Annotated in this window: 21 protein-coding genes; 15 read left to right on the plus strand and 6 right to left on the minus strand. The window is 64.9% G+C overall.

What is annotated here, in order from left to right; all coding sequences use genetic code 11:
- The first annotated feature begins 403 nt into the window (after positions 1-403).
- The 5 genes from NKJ78_RS00830 to NKJ78_RS00850 all read left to right on the plus strand — a co-directional run bounded on the left by NKJ78_RS00830 (position 404) and on the right by NKJ78_RS00850 (position 6,874).
- Positions 404-1,459, plus strand: a complete 1,056-nt coding sequence (locus NKJ78_RS00830) for a LacI family DNA-binding transcriptional regulator (protein ID WP_352460538.1) — start codon at positions 404-406, stop codon at positions 1,457-1,459.
- Positions 1,460-1,522: 63 nt separating this feature from the next.
- Positions 1,523-2,761, plus strand: a complete 1,239-nt coding sequence (locus tag NKJ78_RS00835; RefSeq protein ID WP_023689585.1) for an ABC transporter substrate-binding protein — start codon at positions 1,523-1,525, stop codon at positions 2,759-2,761.
- Between the two features lie 329 nt (positions 2,762-3,090).
- On the plus strand, positions 3,091-4,011 hold the full coding sequence (locus NKJ78_RS00840; protein ID WP_023682952.1) for a carbohydrate ABC transporter permease: 921 nt from the start codon (positions 3,091-3,093) through the stop codon (positions 4,009-4,011).
- A complete protein-coding gene (locus tag NKJ78_RS00845; RefSeq protein WP_023712775.1) occupies positions 4,011-4,868 on the plus strand; it encodes a carbohydrate ABC transporter permease in 858 nt (285 codons plus the stop codon). The genes NKJ78_RS00840 and NKJ78_RS00845 overlap by 1 nt, the downstream gene beginning before the upstream one ends.
- A gap of 38 nt (positions 4,869-4,906) precedes the next feature.
- Positions 4,907-6,874: a glycoside hydrolase family 127 protein gene (locus NKJ78_RS00850; protein WP_352460539.1), complete on the plus strand. Its 1,968-nt coding sequence runs from the start codon at positions 4,907-4,909 to the stop codon at positions 6,872-6,874.
- Between the two features lies 1 nt (position 6,875).
- Here the strand turns inward: NKJ78_RS00850 and NKJ78_RS00855 are convergent, their stop codons facing one another.
- The 3 genes from NKJ78_RS00855 to efp form a co-directional block, all read right to left on the minus strand.
- The gene (locus tag NKJ78_RS00855) at positions 6,876-7,676 is read right to left on the minus strand and encodes an endonuclease/exonuclease/phosphatase family protein (protein WP_023739242.1); all 801 of its coding nucleotides are present in this window, start codon (positions 7,674-7,676) and stop codon (positions 6,876-6,878) included.
- 26 nt (positions 7,677-7,702) lie between these two features.
- A complete protein-coding gene (locus NKJ78_RS00860; RefSeq protein WP_023739243.1) occupies positions 7,703-9,163 on the minus strand; it encodes a phospholipase D-like domain-containing protein in 1,461 nt (486 codons plus the stop codon).
- A gap of 71 nt (positions 9,164-9,234) precedes the next feature.
- The gene (gene efp, locus NKJ78_RS00865) at positions 9,235-9,804 is read right to left on the minus strand and encodes an elongation factor P (protein ID WP_023682947.1); all 570 of its coding nucleotides are present in this window, start codon (positions 9,802-9,804) and stop codon (positions 9,235-9,237) included.
- A gap of 129 nt (positions 9,805-9,933) precedes the next feature.
- On the opposite strand from efp, the gene epmA reads away from it, so the two are divergent.
- The 7 genes from epmA to lpxK all read left to right on the plus strand — a co-directional run bounded on the left by epmA (position 9,934) and on the right by lpxK (position 16,766).
- Complete coding sequence (gene epmA / locus NKJ78_RS00870; RefSeq protein ID WP_023739244.1) at positions 9,934-10,980, plus strand: EF-P lysine aminoacylase EpmA; 1,047 nt, start codon at positions 9,934-9,936, stop codon at positions 10,978-10,980.
- 199 nt (positions 10,981-11,179) lie between these two features.
- Positions 11,180-12,523, plus strand: coding sequence for a TldD/PmbA family protein (locus NKJ78_RS00875; protein WP_023739245.1), 1,344 nt, complete (start codon positions 11,180-11,182; stop codon positions 12,521-12,523).
- Entirely contained in the window at positions 12,510-13,316 is an 807-nt protein-coding gene (locus NKJ78_RS00880; RefSeq protein ID WP_352562294.1) for a 3'(2'),5'-bisphosphate nucleotidase CysQ, read from the plus strand. Before NKJ78_RS00875 ends, NKJ78_RS00880 begins: the two co-directional genes overlap by 14 nt.
- A gap of 68 nt (positions 13,317-13,384) precedes the next feature.
- Positions 13,385-13,630: a DUF4170 domain-containing protein gene (locus NKJ78_RS00885; RefSeq protein WP_023682943.1), complete on the plus strand. Its 246-nt coding sequence runs from the start codon at positions 13,385-13,387 to the stop codon at positions 13,628-13,630.
- A gap of 5 nt (positions 13,631-13,635) precedes the next feature.
- The gene (locus NKJ78_RS00890; protein ID WP_023682942.1) at positions 13,636-14,424 is read left to right on the plus strand and encodes a lysophospholipid acyltransferase family protein; all 789 of its coding nucleotides are present in this window, start codon (positions 13,636-13,638) and stop codon (positions 14,422-14,424) included.
- Positions 14,421-15,737 (plus strand): lipid IV(A) 3-deoxy-D-manno-octulosonic acid transferase, encoded by a 1,317-nt coding sequence (gene waaA / locus NKJ78_RS00895; protein ID WP_023671577.1) that lies wholly within the window; start codon positions 14,421-14,423, stop codon positions 15,735-15,737. Before NKJ78_RS00890 ends, waaA begins: the two co-directional genes overlap by 4 nt.
- Entirely contained in the window at positions 15,738-16,766 is a 1,029-nt protein-coding gene (gene lpxK / locus NKJ78_RS00900; protein WP_023739247.1) for a tetraacyldisaccharide 4'-kinase, read from the plus strand.
- Between the two features lie 229 nt (positions 16,767-16,995).
- Here lpxK and NKJ78_RS00905 read toward each other — a convergent pair whose 3' ends face one another.
- The gene (locus tag NKJ78_RS00905; RefSeq protein ID WP_023694434.1) at positions 16,996-17,229 is read right to left on the minus strand and encodes a DUF2093 domain-containing protein; all 234 of its coding nucleotides are present in this window, start codon (positions 17,227-17,229) and stop codon (positions 16,996-16,998) included.
- A gap of 112 nt (positions 17,230-17,341) precedes the next feature.
- Here NKJ78_RS00905 and NKJ78_RS00910 point away from each other — a divergent pair, with 112 nt between their 5' ends.
- Positions 17,342-17,947 carry a hypothetical protein gene (locus tag NKJ78_RS00910; RefSeq protein WP_023739248.1) on the plus strand — a complete coding sequence of 202 codons (606 nt, stop codon included), beginning with the start codon at positions 17,342-17,344 and terminating at the stop codon, positions 17,945-17,947.
- A 17-nt stretch (positions 17,948-17,964) separates the two neighbouring features.
- Here NKJ78_RS00910 and NKJ78_RS00915 read toward each other — a convergent pair whose 3' ends face one another.
- Positions 17,965-18,870, minus strand: coding sequence for a LysR substrate-binding domain-containing protein (locus NKJ78_RS00915; RefSeq protein WP_023835122.1), 906 nt, complete (start codon positions 18,868-18,870; stop codon positions 17,965-17,967).
- 113 nt (positions 18,871-18,983) lie between these two features.
- Between NKJ78_RS00915 and NKJ78_RS00920 the strand changes: the two genes are divergently transcribed.
- A complete protein-coding gene (locus NKJ78_RS00920; RefSeq protein WP_023739249.1) occupies positions 18,984-19,877 on the plus strand; it encodes a DMT family transporter in 894 nt (297 codons plus the stop codon).
- A gap of 107 nt (positions 19,878-19,984) precedes the next feature.
- A complete protein-coding gene (locus NKJ78_RS00925) occupies positions 19,985-20,746 on the plus strand; it encodes a hypothetical protein (protein ID WP_023739250.1) in 762 nt (253 codons plus the stop codon).
- A 25-nt stretch (positions 20,747-20,771) separates the two neighbouring features.
- Here the strand turns inward: NKJ78_RS00925 and mutL are convergent, their stop codons facing one another.
- Positions 20,772-22,625, minus strand: a complete 1,854-nt coding sequence (gene mutL / locus NKJ78_RS00930; protein ID WP_023739251.1) for a DNA mismatch repair endonuclease MutL — start codon at positions 22,623-22,625, stop codon at positions 20,772-20,774.
- Between the last annotated feature and the right edge of the window lie 167 nt (positions 22,626-22,792).

The raw sequence follows: 22,792 nt of genomic DNA on the forward strand, positions 1-22,792 counted from the left end.
AATCATTAAGTAACTAGTTATTCGTGCGGCTTCTTGCTCCTTCGGTGGGTTCTCCGCTGAGACGGTGGCAGTGATTCCATCGAGGAACGAAACCGGCGGCAAAGTTTCCGAAAGCCAATCAATACGCCGGAACAGGCACATGCTGAGTTCGTGCAGGCTCGGCCCGCCATGACTCGATGGTCCCCGTGTGGCGCTAGGCAGTCGTTAATGGGTGGCCGCTTCGTAGACCCGCCCACACCTCACCATTCTCCACCATCCCCACTTGCCATCCCCAAATTCTCATCCTAATCTCTCTTGAGAAAACGTTTTCCCAAACCTCGCAATACTCGTCGTTCGCCCATCTCGACACGCCGCAGCCCTGTAAGAGAAAACCTTTTCCCAACCGAGGACCGACATTCCAACAATGGCCTCCGACACGCCACCACCCGCCAAACAACCCGTCACGCTGCGTGAAGTGGCGGCGATGGCTGGCGTCAGTGTGGCCACGGCATCGAAGGCGCTGAACGGGCAGGGGCGAATGACTGCCGAGACGCGGCAGCGCATTCGCGAGACGGCACAGCGGCTCGGCTTTCGCCCCAACAGCCTGGCGCAGAGCCTGCTGCGGCGGCGCTCCTTCACCGTCGGGCTGTTGACCAATGATACCTATGGCCGCTTTTCGCTGCCGGTCATGTCGGGCATTTCGGATGCGCTGGTCGACGCCGGTGTCTCGGTGTTCATGTGCAATGTCGAGGACGACCCGCGGCTGGCGCAGCTGCATGTCGAGGCGATGCTGGACAAGCGCATCGACGGCATCATCGCCAGCGGCAAGCGCATCGACCGCCATCTGCCGGTCGACCTCGCCAATCTCGGCGTGCCCGTCATCTACGCCTTCAGCCAGCCCGATCCCGGCGCCATCGCCTTCGTCTCCGACGATGCCGGCGGAGCGCGGCTGGCGGTCGAGCATTTTTGCCGGCTCGGGCGTCGGCGCATCGCCCATGTCAGCGGTCCCGCCAGTTTTGCCGTGGTGAATGAGCGGGCACAGGCTTTTCGCGATGTGCTGGCCGCCCACGGCCTGCCGGTCACCGAGCCCTTGCTCGGCTCGTGGTCGGAAGCCTGGGGGCATGAAGCCGTCGGAAAGCTGTTCGACGGCCCAACGCTCTTCAACAAGAAGGGAGCGAGACCCGACGCCGTGTTCTGCGGCAACGACCAGATCGCGCGCGGCGTCATCGATGCGCTGCGCGAGCGAGGCTTAGACGTGCCTGGCGATGTCGGCGTCGTCGGCTTCGACAATTGGGAGATCGTGGCCGAGGCGACCCGCCCGCCGCTGACCTCGGTCGACATGAACCTGGCAGCGCTCGGCCGCGAGGCCGGCCTCACACTGCTTTCGCTCGTCGGCGGCCAACCGGCCGCGCCGGGCATTCGAAAACTGCCGTGCCGGCTGGTGGTGCGTCAGTCTTGCGGCCGTCCGCCGGACGGCTAGGAGAACGCGCGGCGCGATCTGCGCCGCAACAGGGAGGAGAACAAAACCATGAGGAGGAAAACCATGAAGACCGTGATTACCGGGTTTGCGCTCGCCGCGAGCATCATTGCCTTGCCTGCAATGGCCGCCGACACCGCCAACATCTGGGTTCGCGCCGACGGCTCGAACTTCATGCCGCGCATCGTCGATGCCTTCAACAAGGGCCATGAGAACCAGGTCAAGCTGGACATCATTCCCAATGCCGAGATCATCCCGAAATATGGCGCCGCCGCCGCCGGCGGCACGGCGCCCGACGCGCTGTCGCTCGACCTGATCTACACGCCGTCCTTTGCTGCCGCCGGCCAGCTCGAAGACATCACCGACTGGGCGAAATCGCTGCCCTATTTCGCCAGCCTGTCGCCGGCGCATGTCAAGACCGGCACCTACAAGGACCACATTTACGGGCTGCCGTTCTCGGCCGACGCCTCGGTGCTGATCTGGAATAAGAAACTGTTCAAGCAGGCGGGGCTCGATCCCGACAAGGGGCCGGCCAACTGGGCCGAGATCGAGGCCGATGCCGAAAAGGTCAACGCGCTTGGCGGCGACATCAAGGGCTTCTACTTCTCCGGCAATTGCGGCGGCTGCAACATCTTCACCTTCACGCCGCTGATCTGGGCCTCGGGCGGCGACATCCTCTCCGAGGACGGCTCGAAGGCGACGCTCGACAGCCCGCAGCTGCGCGGCGCCATCGACCTCTACCGCTCGATGGTCAAGAAGGACCTGGTGCCGGCCGGCGCGCAGACCGACACCGGCGCCAATTTCTTTGCCGCCTTCGCCACCGGCAATATCGGCATTTCGCCGTCCGGCGCCTTCGCCATCGGCGCGCTCAACACGCAATATCCGGATATCGACTATGGCGTCACCTTCCTGCCGGGCAAGGACAGCGGCTGGTCTTCGTTTGCCGGCGGCGACAATTTCGTCGTCACCAAGGGCACCAAGAAGCTCGCCGTGGTGAAGGAGTTTCTCGACTTCGCCTATTCGCTCGAAGGCCAGACCATCCTGGCCAAATACGGCAGCCTGCCGGTGCGCGGCGACATCGCCAAGGAGGCGCTGAAAGATCTCGATCCGCGCTACCAGATCGCCGCCGAAGCCATGGCCAAGGGCCGCACGCCCTATTCCGTGGTGTTCAACGACCTGATCAACTCGGCCAACGGTCCGTGGACGCAGATGATCAACGAGGTTGTCTTCGGCGACGACGTCGATGGCGCCATCGCCAATGCACAAGAGACCATGCAGTCGATCATCGACCAGGCGCAGAAATAAGGACTGGCCGGCGGCGAGGGCGCATGACGCCCCTGCCGTCGCAGGTCCTGATCCGGCCGCCCGATCCGTCTCCCTGGACGGGCGGCCGGCGCTCCTTACCCTCCCACTTGTGGGGAGGGTCGCTGCGCAGCAGCGGGGTGGGGGAGGTGTGTCCCACCGCCCTACGAGATCCAACGGAAGAGCAGCATGACCCCTGGCATTCTCAATCATGGCACCGACGCCCTACCTCTCCCTTGCGGCGAGGTCGGACCGCAGGTTCGGGTGGGGGGCCGGCGCCGCACCCCCACCCCGCTGCTGCGCAGCGACCCTCCCCACAAGGGGGAGGGTAAATGACCATCACCACCACCACCCCGCCACGCGCCAGAAAACTGGTCGGTGCCGGCCGCCGGCAGTGGATCGGCCTGCTCTATGTCGCGCCGGCCGTGGCGCTGGTCGTCGTGTTCTTCATCATTCCCCTCGGCATGACCGCCTGGATGTCGCTGCACAACTGGCCGCTGATGGGCGAGCATTTTTACATCGGCTTCGACAATTACCGGGCGATCCTGCGCGACAACCGTTTCTGGAACGCGCTGAGCTTCACCGCCTACTACACCGTGATCGTCACCATCGTGATCTTCGCCGTCGCCTTTCCGCTGGCGCTGTTCATCGAAAAGCCCAGGCGGCTGACCGGCTTTTACCGGACATCCTTCTTCATGCCGGCGGTCGTCGGCTTCGCCTCGGCCAGCCTGCTGTGGTCGTGGCTGCTCAATGTCGATTCCGGCCTGTTCAGCCCGGCCGCCTACGATTTCGGCCTGACGGCGAAAAAGTTCAACCTCCTGGCGACGTTCCAGCCGGCCTTCTGGTCGATCATCGCCATGGTCGTCTGGAAGGTGGCGGGCTTCACCATGATCATCCTGATGACCGGCCTGCAGTCGATCCCGACCGATCTGCAGGAAGCCGCGATGATCGACGGGGCAGGGCCGTTCGCGCGCTTTCGCGCCATCACCCTGCCGCTGATGCGCCGCACGCTGGCGCTGGCGCTGATCCTGTCGATCGCCGGTTCGATCCTCGCCTTCGACCAGTTCTACATCATCCTGCGCGGCGGCCCGCGCAACCAGACGCTGACCGCCGTCTACTGGATCTTCAACCAGTCCTTCGTCTCGTTCAAGCTCGGCTATGGTGCGGCGCTGTCGATGATCCTGCTCGCCATCCTGGTGGCGCTCAGCCTGGTTCAGCTGTGGCTGCTGCGCAAGCCGGAGGGCATCGACTGATGGCGCAGGCAAGAAGCCGCAGCAGCCGCCTCTGGCTCAGGATCGCCGAGCATTCGACCGGCATGATCGCCTCAGTGCTGTTCATCGCGCCGATCGTCTGGGCCGTGCTGTCGACCTTCAAGCCGGCGCAGGAGGCGCGCCAGCCGCCGCTGCCGCCATGGCCGACGACAGGCTTCTCGGTCGAGAACTACCGCACGCTCGATACCTTTGGCGACGGCCTCTGGCTGCCGGCGCAAAACAGCCTCTATGTCGCCTCGATGACGGTGATCCTGTCGGTGATCGTCAGTGTGCTCGCCGGCTATGGCTTTTCGCGCTTCCGCTTTCCGATGAAGGATGTGCTCTTCATCGTCATCCTGTCGACGATCATGATCCCGTTCCAGTCGATCCTGACGCCGATCTTCCTGGTGCTGACCAAGGTCGGCCTGCACAACACGCTGACCGGGCTGGTCCTGGTCTACACCACGCTGCAATTGCCGTTCTCGATCTTCATGATGCGCAACGCCTTCGATGCGGTGCCGCGCGAGATCGAGGAGGCCGCGCGCATGGACGGCGCCAACAATGTCACCATGCTGTTGAAGGTGATGCTGCCGCTGGTCTGGCCGGGCATCGTCACCATCGCGCTGTTCGCCTTCCTCGGCGCCTGGAACGAATTCCTCGCCGCCCTCGTGCTGATGACCGACCAGTCCAAATTCACGCTGCCGATCATGATGACGGCGCTTCAGTCGGGCCGCTTCGGCGCCATCGACTGGGGCGCGGTGCAGGCGGGCGTCACCGTGATGATGGTGCCGTGCCTGGTGCTCTTCCTGTTGCTGCAGCGCTTCTACATCCGCGGCCTGATGGCCGGCGCGGTGAAATGACCCGCCGTGAAATGACCAATATCCAACGGAGTGACACGATGACCGTTCAACCATCCGCCAAGCCCGGCAAACTCGCCTTCCGCCCGCTGCCGGTGCCGCAGGTCGATGTCCGCGGCTTCTGGGGCGACCGTGTCGATGCCGTGGCGTCGCGCACCGCCGACATTCTCTACGAGCGCTGCGTCGAGGCGCGCATGCTGGAGCAGATCGACCCGGACCGGCCCTCGCCGGGCGTCGTCATTCCGTTTCATTCGCCGTCGCCCGACGAGGCTGCCAGCCCCGGCTTCACCGGCTCGACGGTGACGACGCAGATGTTCTGGGACTCCGATTGGGGCAAGACCATCGAGACCGCGGCCTATTCGCTCTACCGGCGCAAGAATGCGGCGCTCGAGACGAAGATCGATGCCGTCATCGACCTGTACGGCAGACTGCAGCAGGAAGACGGTTATCTCTCCAGCTGGTACCAGCGCATCCAGCCCGGCAAGCGCTGGACCAATCTGCGCGATTGCCACGAGCTCTATTGCGCCGGCCATCTGATCGAAGGCGCGGTCGCCTACTACCAGGCCACCGGCAAGCGCAAGCTACTGGATATCATGTGCCGCTATGTCGACCATATCGCCGACACCTTCGGTCCGGAGCCGGGCAAGAAGAAGGGCTATTGCGGCCATGAGGAGATCGAGCTGGCGCTGGTCAAGCTGGCGCGGGCGACCGGCGAGCAGAAATATATGGACCTGGCCAGGTATTTCATCGACCAGCGCGGGCAACAGCCGCATTATTTCGACGAGGAGGCGCGTGCGCGCGGCGCCGACCCGAAGGCCTATCATTTCAAGACCTATGAGTACAACCAGTCGCACAAGCCGGTGCGCGAGCAGGACAAGGTCGTCGGCCATGCGGTCAGGGCGATGTACCTCTATTCCGGCATGGCCGACATCGCCACCGAATATGGCGACGACACGCTCAGGGTAGCGCTCGACCGTCTGTGGAACGATCTCACCACCAAGAACCTCTATGTCACCGGCGGCCTCGGGCCATCGGCGCACAATGAGGGCTTTACCAGCGACTACGACCTGCCCAACGAAACCGCCTATGCCGAGACCTGTGCCTCGGTCGGCCTCGTGTTCTGGGCCAGTCGCATGCTCGGCATGGGTCCCAACGCCCGCTACGCCGACATGATGGAGCGGGCGCTCTACAACGGCTCGATCTCCGGCCTGTCGCTCGACGGCTCGCTGTTCTTCTACGAGAACCCGTTGGAGAGCCGGGGCAGGCACAATCGCTGGAAATGGCATCGCTGCCCCTGTTGCCCGCCCAATATCGGCCGCATGGTCGCCTCCATCGGCAGCTATTTCTACTCCCTGTCGGATGATGCGCTGGCCGTTCATCTCTACGGCGACAGCACCGCGCGCTTCGACATATCGAACCGGGCGGTCAGTCTGATTCAGACCAGCAATTATCCTTGGGATGGCGCGGTCTCGATCCGGATCGAAGCCGAAGCGCCGGTCGAGTTCACCTTGCACCTGCGCGTCCCCTCCTGGTGCGGCAAGGCGGCGCTCAAGGTCAACGGCGCCGCGGTCGATCTGGACGGCATCACCAGCGACGGCTATGCCGCGATCCGGCGCGAGTGGCGCCAGGGCGACCGGGTCGAACTCGATCTCGAAATGTCGATCGCCCGTCTGTTCGCCAATCCGGAGGTGCGTCAGGACATCGGCCGCGTCGCACTTGCGCGCGGTCCGCTGATCTATTGCGTCGAGGAGACCGACAATGCCGGCCAGTTGCATCGGATCGCTCTGCCGCGAACGGCAACAATCGAGGCGCATGCCGAGCCGAACCTGCTCGGCGGCATCGTCACGCTTTCGGCACTTGCCAGCAAGGAAGCCCAGGAAAACTGGGAAACCGGGCTCTATCGCACCGATCCGCCGGCGGTGAGCGAAACGAAAATCACCGCCGTCCCGTACTTTGCCTGGGACAACCGTGAACCCGGTGAGATGCTGGTCTGGCTGCGGGACGGATGAGTTACAGGCTGACGAACGCCGTCAGCGGCAAATGATCCGACGCAACCCGCGACAGCGGCGTGTCATGGGCTTCCACCGACGAGACCATGCCGTGCCGGTTGGCCATGATCCGGTCGAGCGCCAGCACCGGCAGGCCTGAGGGGAAAGTCGGCACCGCCGCCGGCGTGAAACCAAAGGTGGCGTGCAGCGTCTTGAGCGCCGAGCGGTTGCCCAGCCGCCATTCGTTGAGGTCGCCGAGCAGCAAGGTCGGCCTTTCATCCTGGTTGCTCATGATGTCGAGCACGACGCGGGCCTGCTCCGAACGCGAGCGGCGCAACAGGCCGAGATGCGCGGCGATGACGCGCAGAGTGCGCGTTTCGTCGAGGTCGATCTCGGCAACCAGCGCGCCGCGGGGCTCCAGTCCCGGAAGCTTGATCTGATGGACGTCGCGCACGGTGCCGCGCTTGAACAAAAGCACGTTGCCGCGCCAGCCATGGCCCTTGCCGCTTCCGGAAACCGGCACCGGCACAAGCCCGGTTTCGTGTTCGATCCGGGCAAGATCGAGCAGCCCGGCGCGATCGCCGAAGCGGTTGTCGGCCTCCTGCAGCGCGATGACGTCGGGGCCGATCTCGCGGATGACGCGGGCGGTGCGTTCGGGGTCGAACCTGCGGTCGGTGCCGATGCATTTGTGGACGTTGTAGGAGGCGACCACCATCTGGGCGCCTTCAATGTGCTTGCGCGCCGTCGCGTTCGCCTTGCGCGCTTTCCTGCCGCGGATCGACAGGAGCACTGTTTCAGGAAGGCTGCGTCCGTTTATGTCCATAGGCCTGCGTTCAATCTGTCCTGATTCTAAAGATAGGGCGATCCCAGCCATAACAACCGGTCAAAAACCCGGATAACAAATGGCCGCGCTCTTAGGGTTGCGAGTGTGACGGGTTTGGCGGAAGCGATTGCCGCTCCGATGCGCCCTTCGATCTCGGCGGCAAAGCCGGTATCCAGCACCTCCAGGTCGATTTCGAAATTCAGCCGCAGCGACCGCGCGTCGAGGTTGGAAGAGCCGACATAGGCCCAGACGCCATCGACCGACAACAGCTTCGAATGGTCGAACGACCCTTCATGACGCCAGACGCGGCAATAGTGCTTCAGCACCTGGTCGTACTGCGCCGTCATGGCGCGGCCGACCAGGAAGAGATTGTTGACCGCGGGCACGACGATGTCGATCTCGACGCCGCGCCGGGCAGCCGTGACCAGCGCGCTGACAAATTCCCGGTCCGGCAGGAAATAGGGCGACATGATGCGGATCGATTTGCGGGCGACGGAAAATGCCCCCGTCAGCAATTTGTGGTTGGTTTCGATGCTGGCGTCCGGCCCCGACGCCACCGCCCGCACCAGGATCGGCTGACCGGGAGGCGGCGAGGGCTTTGCCACGTGCCAGACCTCGTCCTTGAGCGCCTCGTTGCCGGCAAAACGCCAGTCTTCGGCGGCAACCGCGAACAGGTCGGCCACGACCGGCCCCGTCACCTGGAAATGCGTATCCGCCGAACTGGCGCTGCCGGCGAATTCGGCCGAAAATCCCTTGCGGATGTTCATGCCTCCCGTGAACGCCACCACACCGTCGACGATCAGGATTTTCCTGTGCGTCCTCAAATTCGCATAGGGAAGTCTCAGGCCCATGACGATGTTGCCGTTGAACAGATCGACGGTGACGCCGGCTTCCCGGAGTGTCCCAAGGATGCTGGGCACGGAATAGCGCACGCCGACCGCATCGATCAGCACGCGAACCGTCACACCGCGCCGGACCGCGCAGGCCAGCGATCCGACAAAACGTCGTCCGATCTCGTCATTGTCGAAGATGTAGGTCTCGAGCAGAATGCTGCGCTGTGCGCTGTCTATCGCCCGGCACATTGCTGCGTAAGCTTCGTCGCCGGTCCTGAGGATCGTGATCGCGTTTGCCGACGTCAGTGCGCGCCGCGCCACCCTGTCGCCTAGCGTCTTCAGGCCGGCAAAGCGCTGGCCGAATTCGGCTGAGATGAGTGTTTCGAGCGCAATGTCGTGGTCGTGTTTGGCTGTCTCGGCTTCACCGGCGACGGGCCGCATGGCGCTGATCGTGGCGCGGCGGATGCGGTTGATGCCGGCAATGGCATAGATGATCGCGCCAAGGAACGGCGACAAGATCATCACGCCGACCCAGCCGGTGGCGGCGCGCACGTCTTCCTTGGTCATGATGGCGTGGACGATGCCGATGGCGGCCATCAGCATCGGAATGATCACAAGGATCAGAGGCCAGTAGGTCACAAAGGTCTGCCACATCGGCAGGACTATCGAGCCAGCGGCCGCAGAAGGCAATGCAACGGATCAACCAGGACGGCGGCGCTCGCGCCTCAGTCCTTCGCCCGCTCCACATAAGCGCCATCGGCCGTCATCACCACCACGCGGGTACCCGGCGCGATGTGCGGCGGCACCAGCGTGCGCACGCCGTTGGAAAGCACGGCCGGCTTGTATGACGAGGACGCCGTCTGGCCTTTGGTCGTCGGCTCCGTCTCGACCACTTCGAAAGTAGCGCGCTGCGGCAGCACCAGGGCTATGGCGATGCCGTTGAACTGCGAGATCTGCACCGCCATGCCTTCGAGCAGGTAGGGCGCCATGTCGCCGACCACGCTTTCCGGCACCGCGACCTGGTCGTAGCTTTCCGGGTTCATGAAGTGATACCCCTCGGCGTCGGCGTAGAGGAAGGTGTGCTCGCGCTCCTCGACATAGGCGCGCTCGACCTGCTCGGTGGTGCGGTAGCGCTCCGAAACCTTCACCCCGTCGGAGATGCGGCGCATGTCGAGCTGGGTGACCGGCGTACCCTTGCCAGGGTGGATGTTTTCGGCAAAGAGGATGACGTAAAGCTTGCCGTCCTTGTCGACGACATTGCCTTTACGGAGCGAACTGGCGATGACCTTCACCACGGTTTTCAATCCTAGACTTCGTTGGCCTGAAACGATCGTTCGGCGCAAATCGGCTGCGAGAGCCGTCGCCGTAGCGCATCTTGGCCCGAACCGCCAGCCCTGTCAGCAATTCCGTTGCCCGGCAAACCCATGACTGGCGCTTCGCCCTGGTGGACGGCGGATGTTCACGCCGACCGCCGGCCGCGGCTGATGGCCCGCAACGCCATAGCTGCGGCAATGCGCGGCTGGTTTGGCGAGCGCGACTTCATCGAGGTCGAGACGGCGGCGTTGCAGATTTCGCCCGGCAACGAGGCGCATCTCTCAGCCTTCGCCACCGAGGCGATCGGCGCCGACGGCGCGCGCCGGCCGCTTTATCTCCACACCTCGCCGGAGTTCGCCTGCAAGAAGCTGCTGGCCGCCGGTGAGCGGCGCATCTTCAGCCTGGGCGCCGTCTGGCGCAACCGCGAGCGCGGCCCCTTGCACCATCCCGAATTCACCATGCTGGAATGGTATCGGGTCGACGAAACCTATGACAGCCTGATGGCCGATTGCGCCGAACTGCTGAAGCTCGCGGCTGAGCGGGCCGGCGCCAAAACCTTCCGCTTTCGCGGCCGCGAGGCCGATCCGTTCGCCGAACCGGAACGCGTGAGCGTGGCGGAAGCTTTTGCGCGTTACGCCGGCATCGATCTTCTTGCCACCGTTTCTGCCGATGGCGGCACAGACCGCGCCGCACTCCATAATGCTCTGGTCAAGGCCGGCCTGCGCACGGCCGACGATGACAACTGGGCCGATTTGTTCAGCCGGGTAATGGTCGAGAAGGTCGAACCGGTGCTGGGGCAGGGGCGGGCCACCATCTTGTACGGCTATCCGATCTCGGAAGCGGCGCTCGCCCGGCCGAGCGCGGAGGACCAGCGCGTGGCCGAGCGCTTCGAGCTCTATTGCTGCGGCGTCGAGCTCGCCAATGCTTTTGGCGAACTGACCGATCCGGCCGAGCAGCGCCGGCGCTTTGCCGCAGAGATGGACGAGAAGGAGCGCGTCTATGGCGAGCGCTATCCGCTGGATGAGGATTTTCTCGCCGCCCTCGCCATCATGCCGCAAGCCAGCGGCTCGGCGCTTGGCTTCGATCGGCTGGTGATGCTGGCAACGGGCGCGACGAGGATCGATGACGTGATCTGGACGCCGGTCGCCACTCCTTGACGGAAATCGGCCTCGGTTAAACTCACAAACCGGTCAAGCCGCGCGTCTGTGGCGGCCGCCGCGGATGGGCTTTGCGGGCCGCTTGGGCGCTATGCCGCAGCGGGACAATTGCCCGTGCGCCATTGCACAAGCCGCATTGGGACAATAGATGGTGCAACAGCCGCTACCGCCCGGCGCGGCTTCAGCCAGGACCACGCGCATGACCGATACATCAGAGGCAGCGAAATTGACCGACCGCGTCGCGGCACTGGTCGAGGCTGCCAAGCGGGCCGGCGCCGACGCCGCCGACGCGGTTGCCGTGCGCGGCCGCTCGATCGGCGTGTCGGTGCGGCTGGGCAAGGTCGAGAACACTGAGGCGTCCGAGGGCGACGATGTCTCGCTGCGCGTCTTCGTCGGCAACCGGGTGGCGAGCGTCTCGGCGACAGCGGCATCGGACCCCAAGGCATTGGCCGAGCGCGCCGTGGCCATGGCCAAAGTCTCGCCCGAGGACCCCTATCAGGGTCTCGCCGATCCGGCTTTGCTGGTCGGCAAGGTGCGCGACCTCGATCTGTTCGACGCCACCGAGGTTTCGGCCGATCAGTTGAAGGAAGCGGCCCTTGCCGCCGAGGAAGCGGCCCTTGCAGTCAAGGGTGTCACCAATTCGGCCGGCAGCGGCGCCAGCGCAGGCCTCGGCGGGCTGGTGCTTGCCACGTCGGACGGCTTCGTCGGCCACTATGTCGCGTCGCGCTTTTCGCGTTCGGCCAGCGTGATTGCGGGTGAGGGCACCGGCATGGAGCGCGACTACGAATACTCCTCGAACCAGCATTTTTCCGATCTCGACGCGCCGGAGCTGATCGGCCGTAAGGCCGGCGAGCGCGCCGTGCGCCGCCTCGGCGCCCGCAAGGCGGCGACCGGTCCGGTCAACGCGGTCTTCGATCCGCGCGTCGCGCGCGGCATTGCCGGCCATCTCGCCGGCGCCATCAACGGCGCTTCGGTGGCGCGCAAGACCAGTTTTTTGCGCGAGATGATGGGCAAGCAGGTTGCGTCGGCTGCCATCACCGTCACCGACGAACCGCTGCGGCGTCGCGGTCAGGCCTCGCGCCCGTTCGACGGCGAAGGCGTCGGGGGCGAAAAGCTGTTGATGGTCGAGAACGGCGTGCTGAAGCACTGGTTCCTGTCGACGTCCGCCGCGCGGGAATTGGGGCTGACCACCAACGGACGCGGCGCGCGCAGCGGCTCGTCGGTATCGCCGTCTTCGACCAATCTCGCCATCGAGCCGGGCGACAGGACGCCGGAAGACCTGATCAGGTCGCTGAAATCCGGCTTTTATGTCACCGAAGTGTTCGGCCAGGGCGTCGACATGGTGACCGGCGAATACAGCCGTGGCGCATCCGGCTTCTGGATCGACAATGGCGAGCTTGCCTATCCGGTGGCCGAGGTGACCATCGCCTCGAATTTGAAGACGATGTTCCTCAATATGGTTCCGGCGAGCGATCTTGACCGCGATTTCGGCACTGCCGCACCGACGCTGCTGATCGAAGGAATGACCCTTGCCGGAGCGTGACCCGGTCATATCGGCCGGGGCCTCGGAAGACCTCGATCTGCTGCGCGACGCCGCCCGCGAGGCGGGCGCGATCGCCATGCGCTATTTCGGCAAAAACCCGCAAGTGTGGATGAAGGGCGGCACCTCGCCGGTCAGCGAAGCCGACCACGCGGCGGACGCCTATCTGCGCGATACCCTGCTGGCGGCCCGGCCGGACTATGGCTGGCTGTCGGAGGAAACGACTGACGATCCGGCGCGGCTTCTGGCGCGGCGCACCTTTGTCGTCGACCCCATAGACGGCACCCGCGGCTTCCTCGAAGGTCTGCGCTCGTGGTGCGTCAGCGTCGCGGTGGTCGAGAATGGCCGCACGCTCACCGGTGTGCTCGAATGTCCGGCCAAGGGCGAAACCTATTGGGCGCTGCCTGGCCATGGAGCTTTCCGCAACGGCAAGCCGATTGCCGTGCGCGGCCTGGGTAAGACGGTCGAGATCGGCGGGCTGAAGCAGTTGACTGACCTGATGCCGGCGCAATGGCAGGGCCGGGTGCGGCGGGCGGCGCACATTCCCTCGCTCGCCTACCGGCTGGCGATGGTCGCCAACGGCACGCTCGACGCCACCTTCGTCAAGCCCAACGCGCATGACTGGGATATCGCCGCCGCCGATCTCATCTTGCGCGAGGCTGGCGGCGCCGTGCTCGACGGCCATGGCCGCGCGCCGCTCTATGCCGGGGAGATCATCCGTCACGGCGCGCTGGTCGCCGGCAGCGGCCATCTGCTGACCGTGCTTGCCGGCGTCATTGCCGATACGGAAGCGTGATCGAAGGTTCCAAAGTCGGCAGCTTTGGGCTAGACCTGTCGCAAACTCACAATATGTGAAGGACCGAAATGGCCGCGGAAGACGGAAAGAAACAGCTTTTGCACCTGGTGTTCGGCGGCGAGCTGAAGAAGCTGGGAGGCACCGAGTTCCGCGATCTCGACGCGCTCGACATCGTTGGCGTTTATCCGGACTATCAAACCGCGCACACCGCGTGGAAGGCAAAGGCGCAAGCCAGCGTGGACAATGCCCATATGCGCTATTTCGTCGTCCATCTGCACCGGCTGCTCGACCCTGAAAGCAAGGCCGCCGGTTGACAGCGATGGAGCATGAAGCGGTGAAAGGGCAGCCCACCGGCGCCGCGGTCCGAAGAAGACGCGGCGGCAGTTCGAAGACATTCTGGCGCAAGATCCGCGAGCCGTTGGCGCAGTCGCGAATCGTCAAGAGCATGATCGTCAGCCTGCTCGCCCAGTTCGTCCGCCTGGTGCGCCTGACCAACCGCGTGGTCGAAGGCTCGGCTAAATTTTCAGGCGGCGACTACGCCGAATTCGAACCCGGCATCATCGCGCTCTGGCATGGCCAGCATCTGCTGACCCCAGCCTATTATCCCAAGGGACGGCCGCTGGTCGCCATGGTCTCGCGCAGCGCCGACGCCGAACTCAACGCGCTGATGATCGAAAAATTCGGCATCGAGGCGGTGCGCGGCTCCGGCGGGCGTGAAAGCACGAAGCATCTCGACAAGGGCGGCGCCAAGGCGCTCATCGCCCTGAAAAAGTCACTCGTGGCCGGCAAGAACGTCGCCATGATCGCCGACATTCCCCACGGCACGCCGCGCGACGCGGGGCTTGGTATCGTTCTGCTGGCACGCCTTTCCGGCCGGCCGATCATGCCTGCCGCCATCGCCACCAGCCGCCGCAAGGTGCTGGAAAGGAGCTGGGACAAGACCACCATCAACCTGCCGTTCGGCCGCTCCTCGATCGTCATCGGAACGCCGGTTTTCGTGCCGGCCAATGCCGACGAGGCCGAAATGGAGCGCAAGCGCCAGGAAGTCACGGCCGCGCTCAATGCCGCAACCGCCGAGGCCTATCGGCTCGTGGACGGCAGGCCATGAGCGTCGGCTGGGCGCGCGCCTTCCTGGCGGCCTACCGCCTTGCCGGTGCAGCCGCCTATCCGCTGATGGGTCCCTATGTCGCCTGGCGCACATCGCAGGGCAAGGAAGACCGCAGCCGCAGCCGTGAGCGCTACGGCGTTGCCGGGCGGCCGCGCCCCGAAGGGCCGGTGATCTGGATCCATGCGGCAAGCGTCGGCGAGACCCTTGCGGTCGTGCCGCTGGTGCAAAGCATCCTCGACTACGGTGTCAACATCGTGCTGACGACGGGAACAGTGACCTCGGCGCAGGTTGCCGACGAACGGCTGGGCGACCGCATCATCCACCAATATGTTCCGCTCGACCTCAAGCCGGCCGTCAGCCGCTTTCTCGATCACTGGCGGCCGGACCTGGCTATCATCGCCGAATCCGAGATATGGCCGATGACGATCCTCGAGCTCGGCGCCCGCCACGTGCCGCAGGTGCTGGTCAACGGCCGGCTCTCCGACCGTTCGTTCAAATCCTGGAAGAAGCGCGCCAACATCGCCGAGGCGCTGTTCGAGAACCTCGCACACGTCGTTGCCCAGTCGGATGTCGACGGCGAACGGTTTCGCGCGCTTGGCGCCCGGCCGGTCACCGTGTCCGGCAACCTCAAGGTCGACACCTTGCCGCCGCCGGTCGACGAACGGGCGCTGGCGACGCTGAAGCGCCAGATCGCCGGCCGCCCGACCTGGGCGGCAATTTCGACCCATGACGGCGAGGAGGTGGTCGCGGCGGAAGTCCACGCCACGCTCTACAAGCGCCACCATGGGCTGCTGACGATCATCGTCCCGCGTCATCCCGACCGCGCCGAAGCGCTGGCCGCACAGATTTCCGGCATGGGCCTGAAGCTGGCGCGGCGCAGCAAGGGCGACCGGATCACCGCCGACACCGATATCCTGCTCGGCGATACGATCGGCGAGATGGGGCTTTATCTCCGGCTGACGGAAATCGCCTTTGTCGGCCGCTCGCTGACCTCGGAAGGCGGCCAGAATCCGCTGGAGCCGGCCATGCTCGACACCGCTGTGCTGGCCGGCCGCAACGTCCAGAATTTTCGCGAGGCCTATCAGCGCCTGCTCGACAGTGGCGGCGCCAAGCTGGTGCGCGACCGCGACATGCTGGCCGGCGCCGTCAATTTCCTGCTGAGCAATGAAGTTGCGCGCCATGAGATGATGGCGGCCGGTGCCGCCACAGTCGACCAGATGCGCGGTGCGCTGGCGCACACGCTGAAGTCGCTCGAGCCTTATATCCAGCCATTGATCGTCAAGTCGCGCCTGAAGGGCGCCGACGGGCGATAGGTGGCGTCGGAAGCACCACCTTTCTGGTGGGAAGCGCCGGACTGGCGGGTCTTTGCGCTGTCGCCGCTATCAGCCGTCTATGGCATCGTCGCCGGCCGCCGCATGCATCGGGCGGTACGTGAAAAGATCGACGCGCCAGTGCTTTGCGTCGGCAACTTCACCGTCGGCGGCAGCGGCAAGACGCCGATCGCCATCGCGCTGGCCAAGCAGGCCCGGCGCATGCAGCTCAATCCCGGATTCCTGTCGCGCGGCCATGGCGGCTCGTTCGCGCAGCCGCATGTCGTCGATGCCAGTCACGACGCTGCAAAGCATGTCGGCGACGAGCCGCTGCTTTTGGCCGAGCACGCGCCGGTTGCGGTGAGCCCCAACCGCGCTGCCGGCGCCAAGCTGCTCCTGGAAGCCCATGGCTGCGATTTCCTGATCATGGATGACGGTTTTCAGAGCGCACGCATCCATATCGATTATGCGCTGGTCGTCGTCGACGCCCGCTACGGCATCGGCAACGGCCGCGTCATTCCGGGTGGACCGCTGAGAGCCAACATCGTCGACCAACTGGTGTTCACCGATGGGCTGTTGAAGATGGGCGAGGGCGCTGCCGCCGACCAGGTCGTGCGCCAGGCGGCGCGCGCCGGCCGGCCGATCTTCGAGGCGCATGCCGAGCCCGCGGCCAAGGAGCGGTTCGCCGGCCGGCGGTTCCTCGCCTTTGCCGGCATCGGCCACCCCGAAAAATTCTTCGACACGCTGCGCGGCACCGGTGCGGAAGTGGCGCTGAGCCGGTCGTTTCCGGACCATCACTTCTATGCCCCTGATGAACTCGCGGAACTGGCGGCAACCGCGCGCCGCGATGGACTGGGCCTCGTCACCACCGCCAAGGACGCCGCCCGGCTGCGCCACGGCGCTGCCCCGGCCGATTTCCTCGCTGAACTCGCCGTGCTGGAGATCGACGCCACCTTCGAACTCGACACTGTGCCGGAGCGCATCATCGACGAGACGTTGGATGCGTGGAGACAGCGCAGGCTTCGGGGGTAGGGCGTGCAGCGTCACGCGGAGATGCTGGCGGGACAGCACCCCCTCTGGCCTGCCGGCCATCTCCCCCGCAAGGAGGGAGATCAGCAGCTTTGCCAATGGCGCTCATTCTGCAACGCTGGTGATTTGGCGAAAGCAAAGATGACATCCAATCTCCCCCCTTGCGGGGGAGATGTCCGGCAGGACAGAGGGGGGGTGTGAAGGAACGCGACCAACGGCTCTGTGCGCGCCTTTAACCCCGGCTGCGCAGGTCCGGATGCATCTCGATCTCGCGGCGCAGCGAGGCGGCGGCGCTGACATAGGGCTCCTGCCTGGCGACGCTCCAATATTTGAGCTCGTCCAGCGGAATGCTCTCGCCGGTCACCGCGCAGCGCACGAAGGCGCCGGGGCTGGTGACCTGGAAGTCGCCGTCGAGATAGCGGATACGGGCTTCCTTGCCGCCGGGGCCTTCGAAGCGGTTCATCATGGAGTGGTGCCAAGGTTCATGCTGATTTCATCGCCATAAATTGCCGGCAAGGTCAAGCTTGACGCAATGCTGAGGCGCTATTGTCGCTCCAAACCATTCTTATGGGACCGGTATGGACATTTCATCCGCCCGCCTGACCGCGCTGCTCCGTGAGGCCATGATGTTGGCAGCGTTGCCGTCGGCGAAGGCCGATCCGGCGAAAGCAGCACTTATAAAGGCGCTGGTGCAGCCGCCGACGCCGTCCGGCGCGCCTTTGCAGCCGGCAGCGGCGCCGGCGCTGCAGGCGCTGTTGTCCGCGGCAACGGCAAAGGGGCAGCAGACGGGTTCTGCCGAGATCCTCCAGGCCTATCTGGCCCTTGCCGAGCCTAGTGACGCCACGCCCGACGCTACCGGGCCGACAACCGCTGCGATAGGCAAGGCGACGCCAGCGAACGACGATGCACAGCGCGGTCTGCCGCTGCCGCCGGCAAGGGCCGAAGATGGCGCTGCCGCAAAGCCCGCAGGACTGCCCTGGTTTGCGCTTCTCGCACCCGTGGTTTCGCCGCAGCGCCGCGCTGCCACCACCGATATGCCAATGAAGCGGGAGCAGGCGACGTCTGGGCCGAATGATGCGGCCCAGCCGGAAGGCCGACAGCAGACGCGTGTCGGTCTGATGGCGCTGGCAACCGGGTTTCTGGCCGTCGCCATTGTCGGGCTAGCCCTGCTGGTGCTTCGCTGAGCACCGAACGATCGCCGCTATCGCTCGGCTTCGAGGAAAGCTTCCATCTTGTCCATCGCCAGCCCCGCCTCGACAGCGATACGGCGTGAAAGTTCGGCGGCAGCCGTACGCGGCCGCCCCAGCGGCCGGTCCAGCCAGTACGACACCGGGTTCAGCGCCGTGCGCTCGTCGACGGCGACGATGCGGCCTGCCTCCAACTGGTGTCCGGTCAGCGGCGGCCGCGCCAGCGCGATGCCGAGCCCGTAAGCTGCGGCGTCGAGCACCAGATTGTAGTCCTCGAAGCGGCGATCCTGCGGGCGCGGGCGGTAGTCCATCCCTTGCGCGGCAAACCAGGCACGCCAACCCGAAGCGTCGGAATCGTTGATCAGTGGAAACCTCAGCAGCCGGGCCGGGTCGCCGCGGCCGATCTCGCGGGCAAGGCCGGGCGCGGCGACGGGAAAGACATGTTCCTCGAACAGCTTCACCGAGATGCGGCCCGGAATGCCGCCGCGGCCGCAGCGGACCGACAGGTCGATGCCTTCATCGGCAAGGTCGGCCTGGCGGATGTCGACGTCGAGCACGATGCGCAGCTTGGTGGGATTGTTCTCCAGCGCCGCCATGCGTGGCATCAGCCACAGCCCGCTGACGGAGGGTATCGAGGTCAGCCGCACCACGGCGGTGCCGCGCGGCTCGACCCAGCGGTCGGAATGGCTGGAGATCAGCGCAAAGGCTTCGGCCGTGCGCAGATGCAGGCGGTTGCCCTCGATGGTCAGCGATACGCCACGCGCGCCGCGGTCGAACACTTTCAAGCCCAGCCAGTCCTCCAGCTTGGCGATCTGCCGGCTGACGGCGCCGTGGGTGATGTTGAGCTTCTCGGCCGCGGCCGAAAAGCTCCCCGTTCGCGCCGCCGCATCGAAGGCGCGCAGGGTCTCGAGCGGCACCATTGTGTCTGAGCTGTGATCCACAGTCACAGGTGATCCTCGATTTGATCGTTTGTCAACCGCGCCGAAAAGGCGCTTTCTGCCTTTCAACACTCTGGGAACCCGAGGACAGGCAGATGAGCGCAACGACCAGCACGTCGAATCCGACACAGCGGATGGACACCACGGCAGCCATCGCCGTGGCCTTGACGGTGGTTGGCTGGGCATCGGCCTTTCCAGCGATTCGTGCGGGTCTCGCCGCCTTCGGGCCGCTGGAACTCGGTTCGCTGCGCTTTGCCATTGCCGCGGTGCCGGCGGCGATCTTTCTTGCCGTCAAGCGCCCGGCACTGCCGAGGCTCGATGAAGTGTGGCGCCTCGGCTTTGGCGGCGCCATTTTCGTCGCGCTCTACACTGTCATGCTTAATTACGGCGAACTGACCGTGTCGGCTGGCGCCGCCGGTTTCATCATCAATGTCAGCCCGATCTTCACCGCCATCATGGCAATGACATTGCTGGGCGAGCGTTTCTCAACGTGGGCCTGGTTTGGCACGGCCATTTCTTTCGCCGGCATCGGCATCATTGCGGTCGCCGACGGCAATGGCTTGAGTTTCGACACCGGCGCGCTGCTGGTTCTTGGCTCCGCGCTGTGCTCGGCTGTCAACACGATCGTCCAGAAGCCGCTCTTTGCCCGCCATCACCCGCTGACCATTTCGGCCTCGAACATGATCCTTGGTGCACTTTGCCTGGCGCCCTTTTTGCCAAGCGGCTTTGCGCAGGCAGCGGTCGCCAACACGGCCGGGATCGGCGCCGTGATCTTTCTTGGCATCGTGCCCAGCCTGATCGCCTATGCCGCCTGGGCAACCGCTCTGTCGCGTCTCCCGGCCGCCCGTGCCTCGAACTTCCTTTATCTGGTCTCGCCCATGTCTGCCCTGATCGGTTTCTTCTGGCTGGGCGAAGTGCCGACACTGCTCGGTCTCCTCGGCGGCGCGCTGGCGCTCGGCGGTGTGATCGTGGTGAATTTGAAGCGTTAAAACAAAAAGTTGGAACCGTTTCCGGACTCAAACCGGGAACCGTATCCCCAGCATGCAGACACCCGGAGGAAGGACCGGTATGGTGAGTTGCCTGGCTGGGGGATGGAATGGGAAAACTGTTCATATCGGCAATCTTTTGCGTTTTGCTGCTGACCGGGAAAGCCTTCGCTGGCTGGTACCAGGTCGAAAACTACGAAGGGTCCATCGGGCCTAATCCAGTCCATCTGTCACTGCAGAGATATGACAGTTTCGGCAGCGGGATTACGGTCGAAGGAAGCTATTTCTACGACGCGAAGCAAAGCCCGATAGCGGTGTACGGCAAGATCACCGGTACCAGCGTCTCCCTTTGCGAGATTGCGGACGACAAGGAATTCGACCGGGTCCTGGTCATGGGATCGAAAACGCCGGTCGACACCGCCCGATGTCCGTTTTCTCTCGACCTTGGCGAAAGCGGCGCAACGGGGACCTGGAACAGAGGCCTGGACAAGTTCCCGATCGTGCTGAAGAAGGTCGCAAGCCTCGACGATACCGGTGAGGCGAAGGTTGACGGGACCGTCGAGATCCCCTTCTGGGCGCAGACAGCCACCCACAGATTTGCCGGGGTCTACGAGAAAGCCGGCTTTCTCGTCTGCATGAGTAAGCTGCGGGTCATCGACAAGAAGAAAAAGAAGGTCGTTCAGGAGATCGTTTTCGATGACGACGATTGCGATGCCGGCATGCTGATGACTCCCATCTACATGAATGTTCTAAAACAGGTTGGGGGAAGCTTCGAGATAATCTCCGTGAATTTTCGCGGCGGTAGCGCCGGTTACTCAAGGGATTACGTTTTCTCTCATAGGTTCAAGGATTATCGCCTGTTGGTGAATTGAGCGGGTGGCCTGACCTGGCTTGTGCTCACCGCCGCCCAAACAGCCGCTCTATGTCGGCGAGCTTGAGTTCGATATAGGTCGGGCGGCCGTGGTTGCAGGTGCCGGAGCCCGGCGTTGCTTCCATCTGGCGCAGCAGCGCGTTCATCTCCTCAGGCTTGAGCAGGCGGCCGGAGCGGACCGAGCCGTGGCAGGCCATAGTCGCGGCGATCTTGTCCAGTCGTTCCTTCAGCGTCTCGATCGTGTCGTTGTCGGCGATCTCGTCGGCAAGATCACGCACCAATTGCTGGACATTGGTTTCGCCGAGCATCGACGGCGTCTCGCGCACCGCCACCGCGCCGGGACCGAAACGCTCAATGGCGAGGCCGAACCGGGCCAGCGTTTCGGAATGCATGGCCAGCCGCTCGGCGTCCTCCTCCGGCAGGTCGACGATCTCCGGCAGAAGCAGCATCTGCGAGGGCACCGCGCGCGAGTGCAGGGCATTCTTCAGCGCCTCGTAGACCAGCCGCTCATGCGCCGCGTGCTGGTCGACGATGACAAGCGAATCCCTGGTCTGGGCGACGATGTAGTTCTCGTGCACCTGCGCGCGGGCGGCGCCCAGCGCGGTGCCGAGCAGCGTCTCGGCCGGCTCGGCTAAGCCGGCACGCGCATCGGCGCTGGCGAGCGGACCGGCGTCGAATGCAGCCTGGTCGTTTTCGCGGAAGCCGGCGCCGTCAAATCCCATATCCAGCGGCCGCTGTGGCGAGCGGTCAAAGCCCGAAAAGCCCGAGGCCCGGTAGGCCGCGTCATAACTGCGATGACCGTTGGCAGGACCCGCATGGGCGTAGGAGGCGGCTCCCGGCCGGAACGCCGCCACCATCCCGGCGGCCCCGCTGGTGGCGGCGCGGATGCCGGCATTGGCCAGCGCCTCGCGAATGGCGCCGACGATCAGCCCGCGCACCAGGCCGGGGTCGCGAAAGCGCACATCGGCCTTGGCTGGGTGGACGTTGACGTCGACGGTCGCCGGATCGAGCGTCAGGAACAGCACGGTCACCGCGTGCCGGTCGCGCGGCAGCACATCGGCGAAAGCGCCGCGAATGGCGCCGGCAATCAGCTTGTCGCGCACTGGCCGGCCGTTGACATAGGCATATTGCTGCAACGCGTTGGCGCGGGTGAAGGACGGGATCGAGACGTGGCCGGTCAGGTGCACGCCGTCCCGGCTGGCGTCGATAGCGATGGAATTGTCGGGAAACTCGGCGCCCATGACTTGCGCGACGCGGCGCAGGCTGCCTTCCGCCGTGTCGTCGGTCGCCGGCAATTCCAGCGTCGAGCGGTCCGAGCCGGCGAGCGTAAAGCGCACGGCGGGGAAGGCGATAGCGATGCGCTTGAGCACGTCGCTGGTGGCGGAGCTTTCGGCGCGCTCGCCCTTCATGAATTTGAGCCGGGCCGGCGTGGCGAAGAACAGGTCGCGCACCTCGACCGTGGTGCCGCGGTTGGCCGCCGCCGGTTTGACCGCCGAAACGCGGCCGCCTTCGATGGCGATCTCGGCTGCAGCGTCGCCTGCGGCCGTGCGCGAGCGAACCGACAGTCGCGACACCGAACCAATCGACGGCAATGCCTCGCCACGGAACCCGAGCGAGCGGATATCGCGAATGTTGTCGGCAAGTTTCGAGGTGCAGTGGCGCGCAATGGCCAGCGCCAGTTCCTGTTCGGGGATACCGGAGCCGTCATCGGTGACGCGGATCAGGTTCAGCCCGCCGCCGGCAGTGACGACCTCGACGCGGGAGGCGCCAGCGTCGAGCGCGTTTTCGACCAGTTCCTTCACCACGCTCGCTGGACGCTCGATGACTTCGCCGGCGGCGATCTGGTTGATCATCGTTTCGGAAAGCTGGCGAATGGGCATGGGGGTATTATAGGCGGATTCGAAGGGTGTGCGGAAGGCTTCAATGAATGCCGGGCATTGGAGACGCCAGCGGGACAGCACCCCCCTCTGGCCTGCCGGCCATCTCCCCCGCAAGGAGGGAGATCAGATGTCACGACGGCTTTCGCCAATCTTCAATGCCTGAAGGG

It is taken from the genome of Mesorhizobium sp. M0037 (assembly GCF_040323635.1).
In the GTDB taxonomy this organism is placed as follows: Bacteria; Pseudomonadota; Alphaproteobacteria; order Rhizobiales; family Rhizobiaceae; genus Mesorhizobium.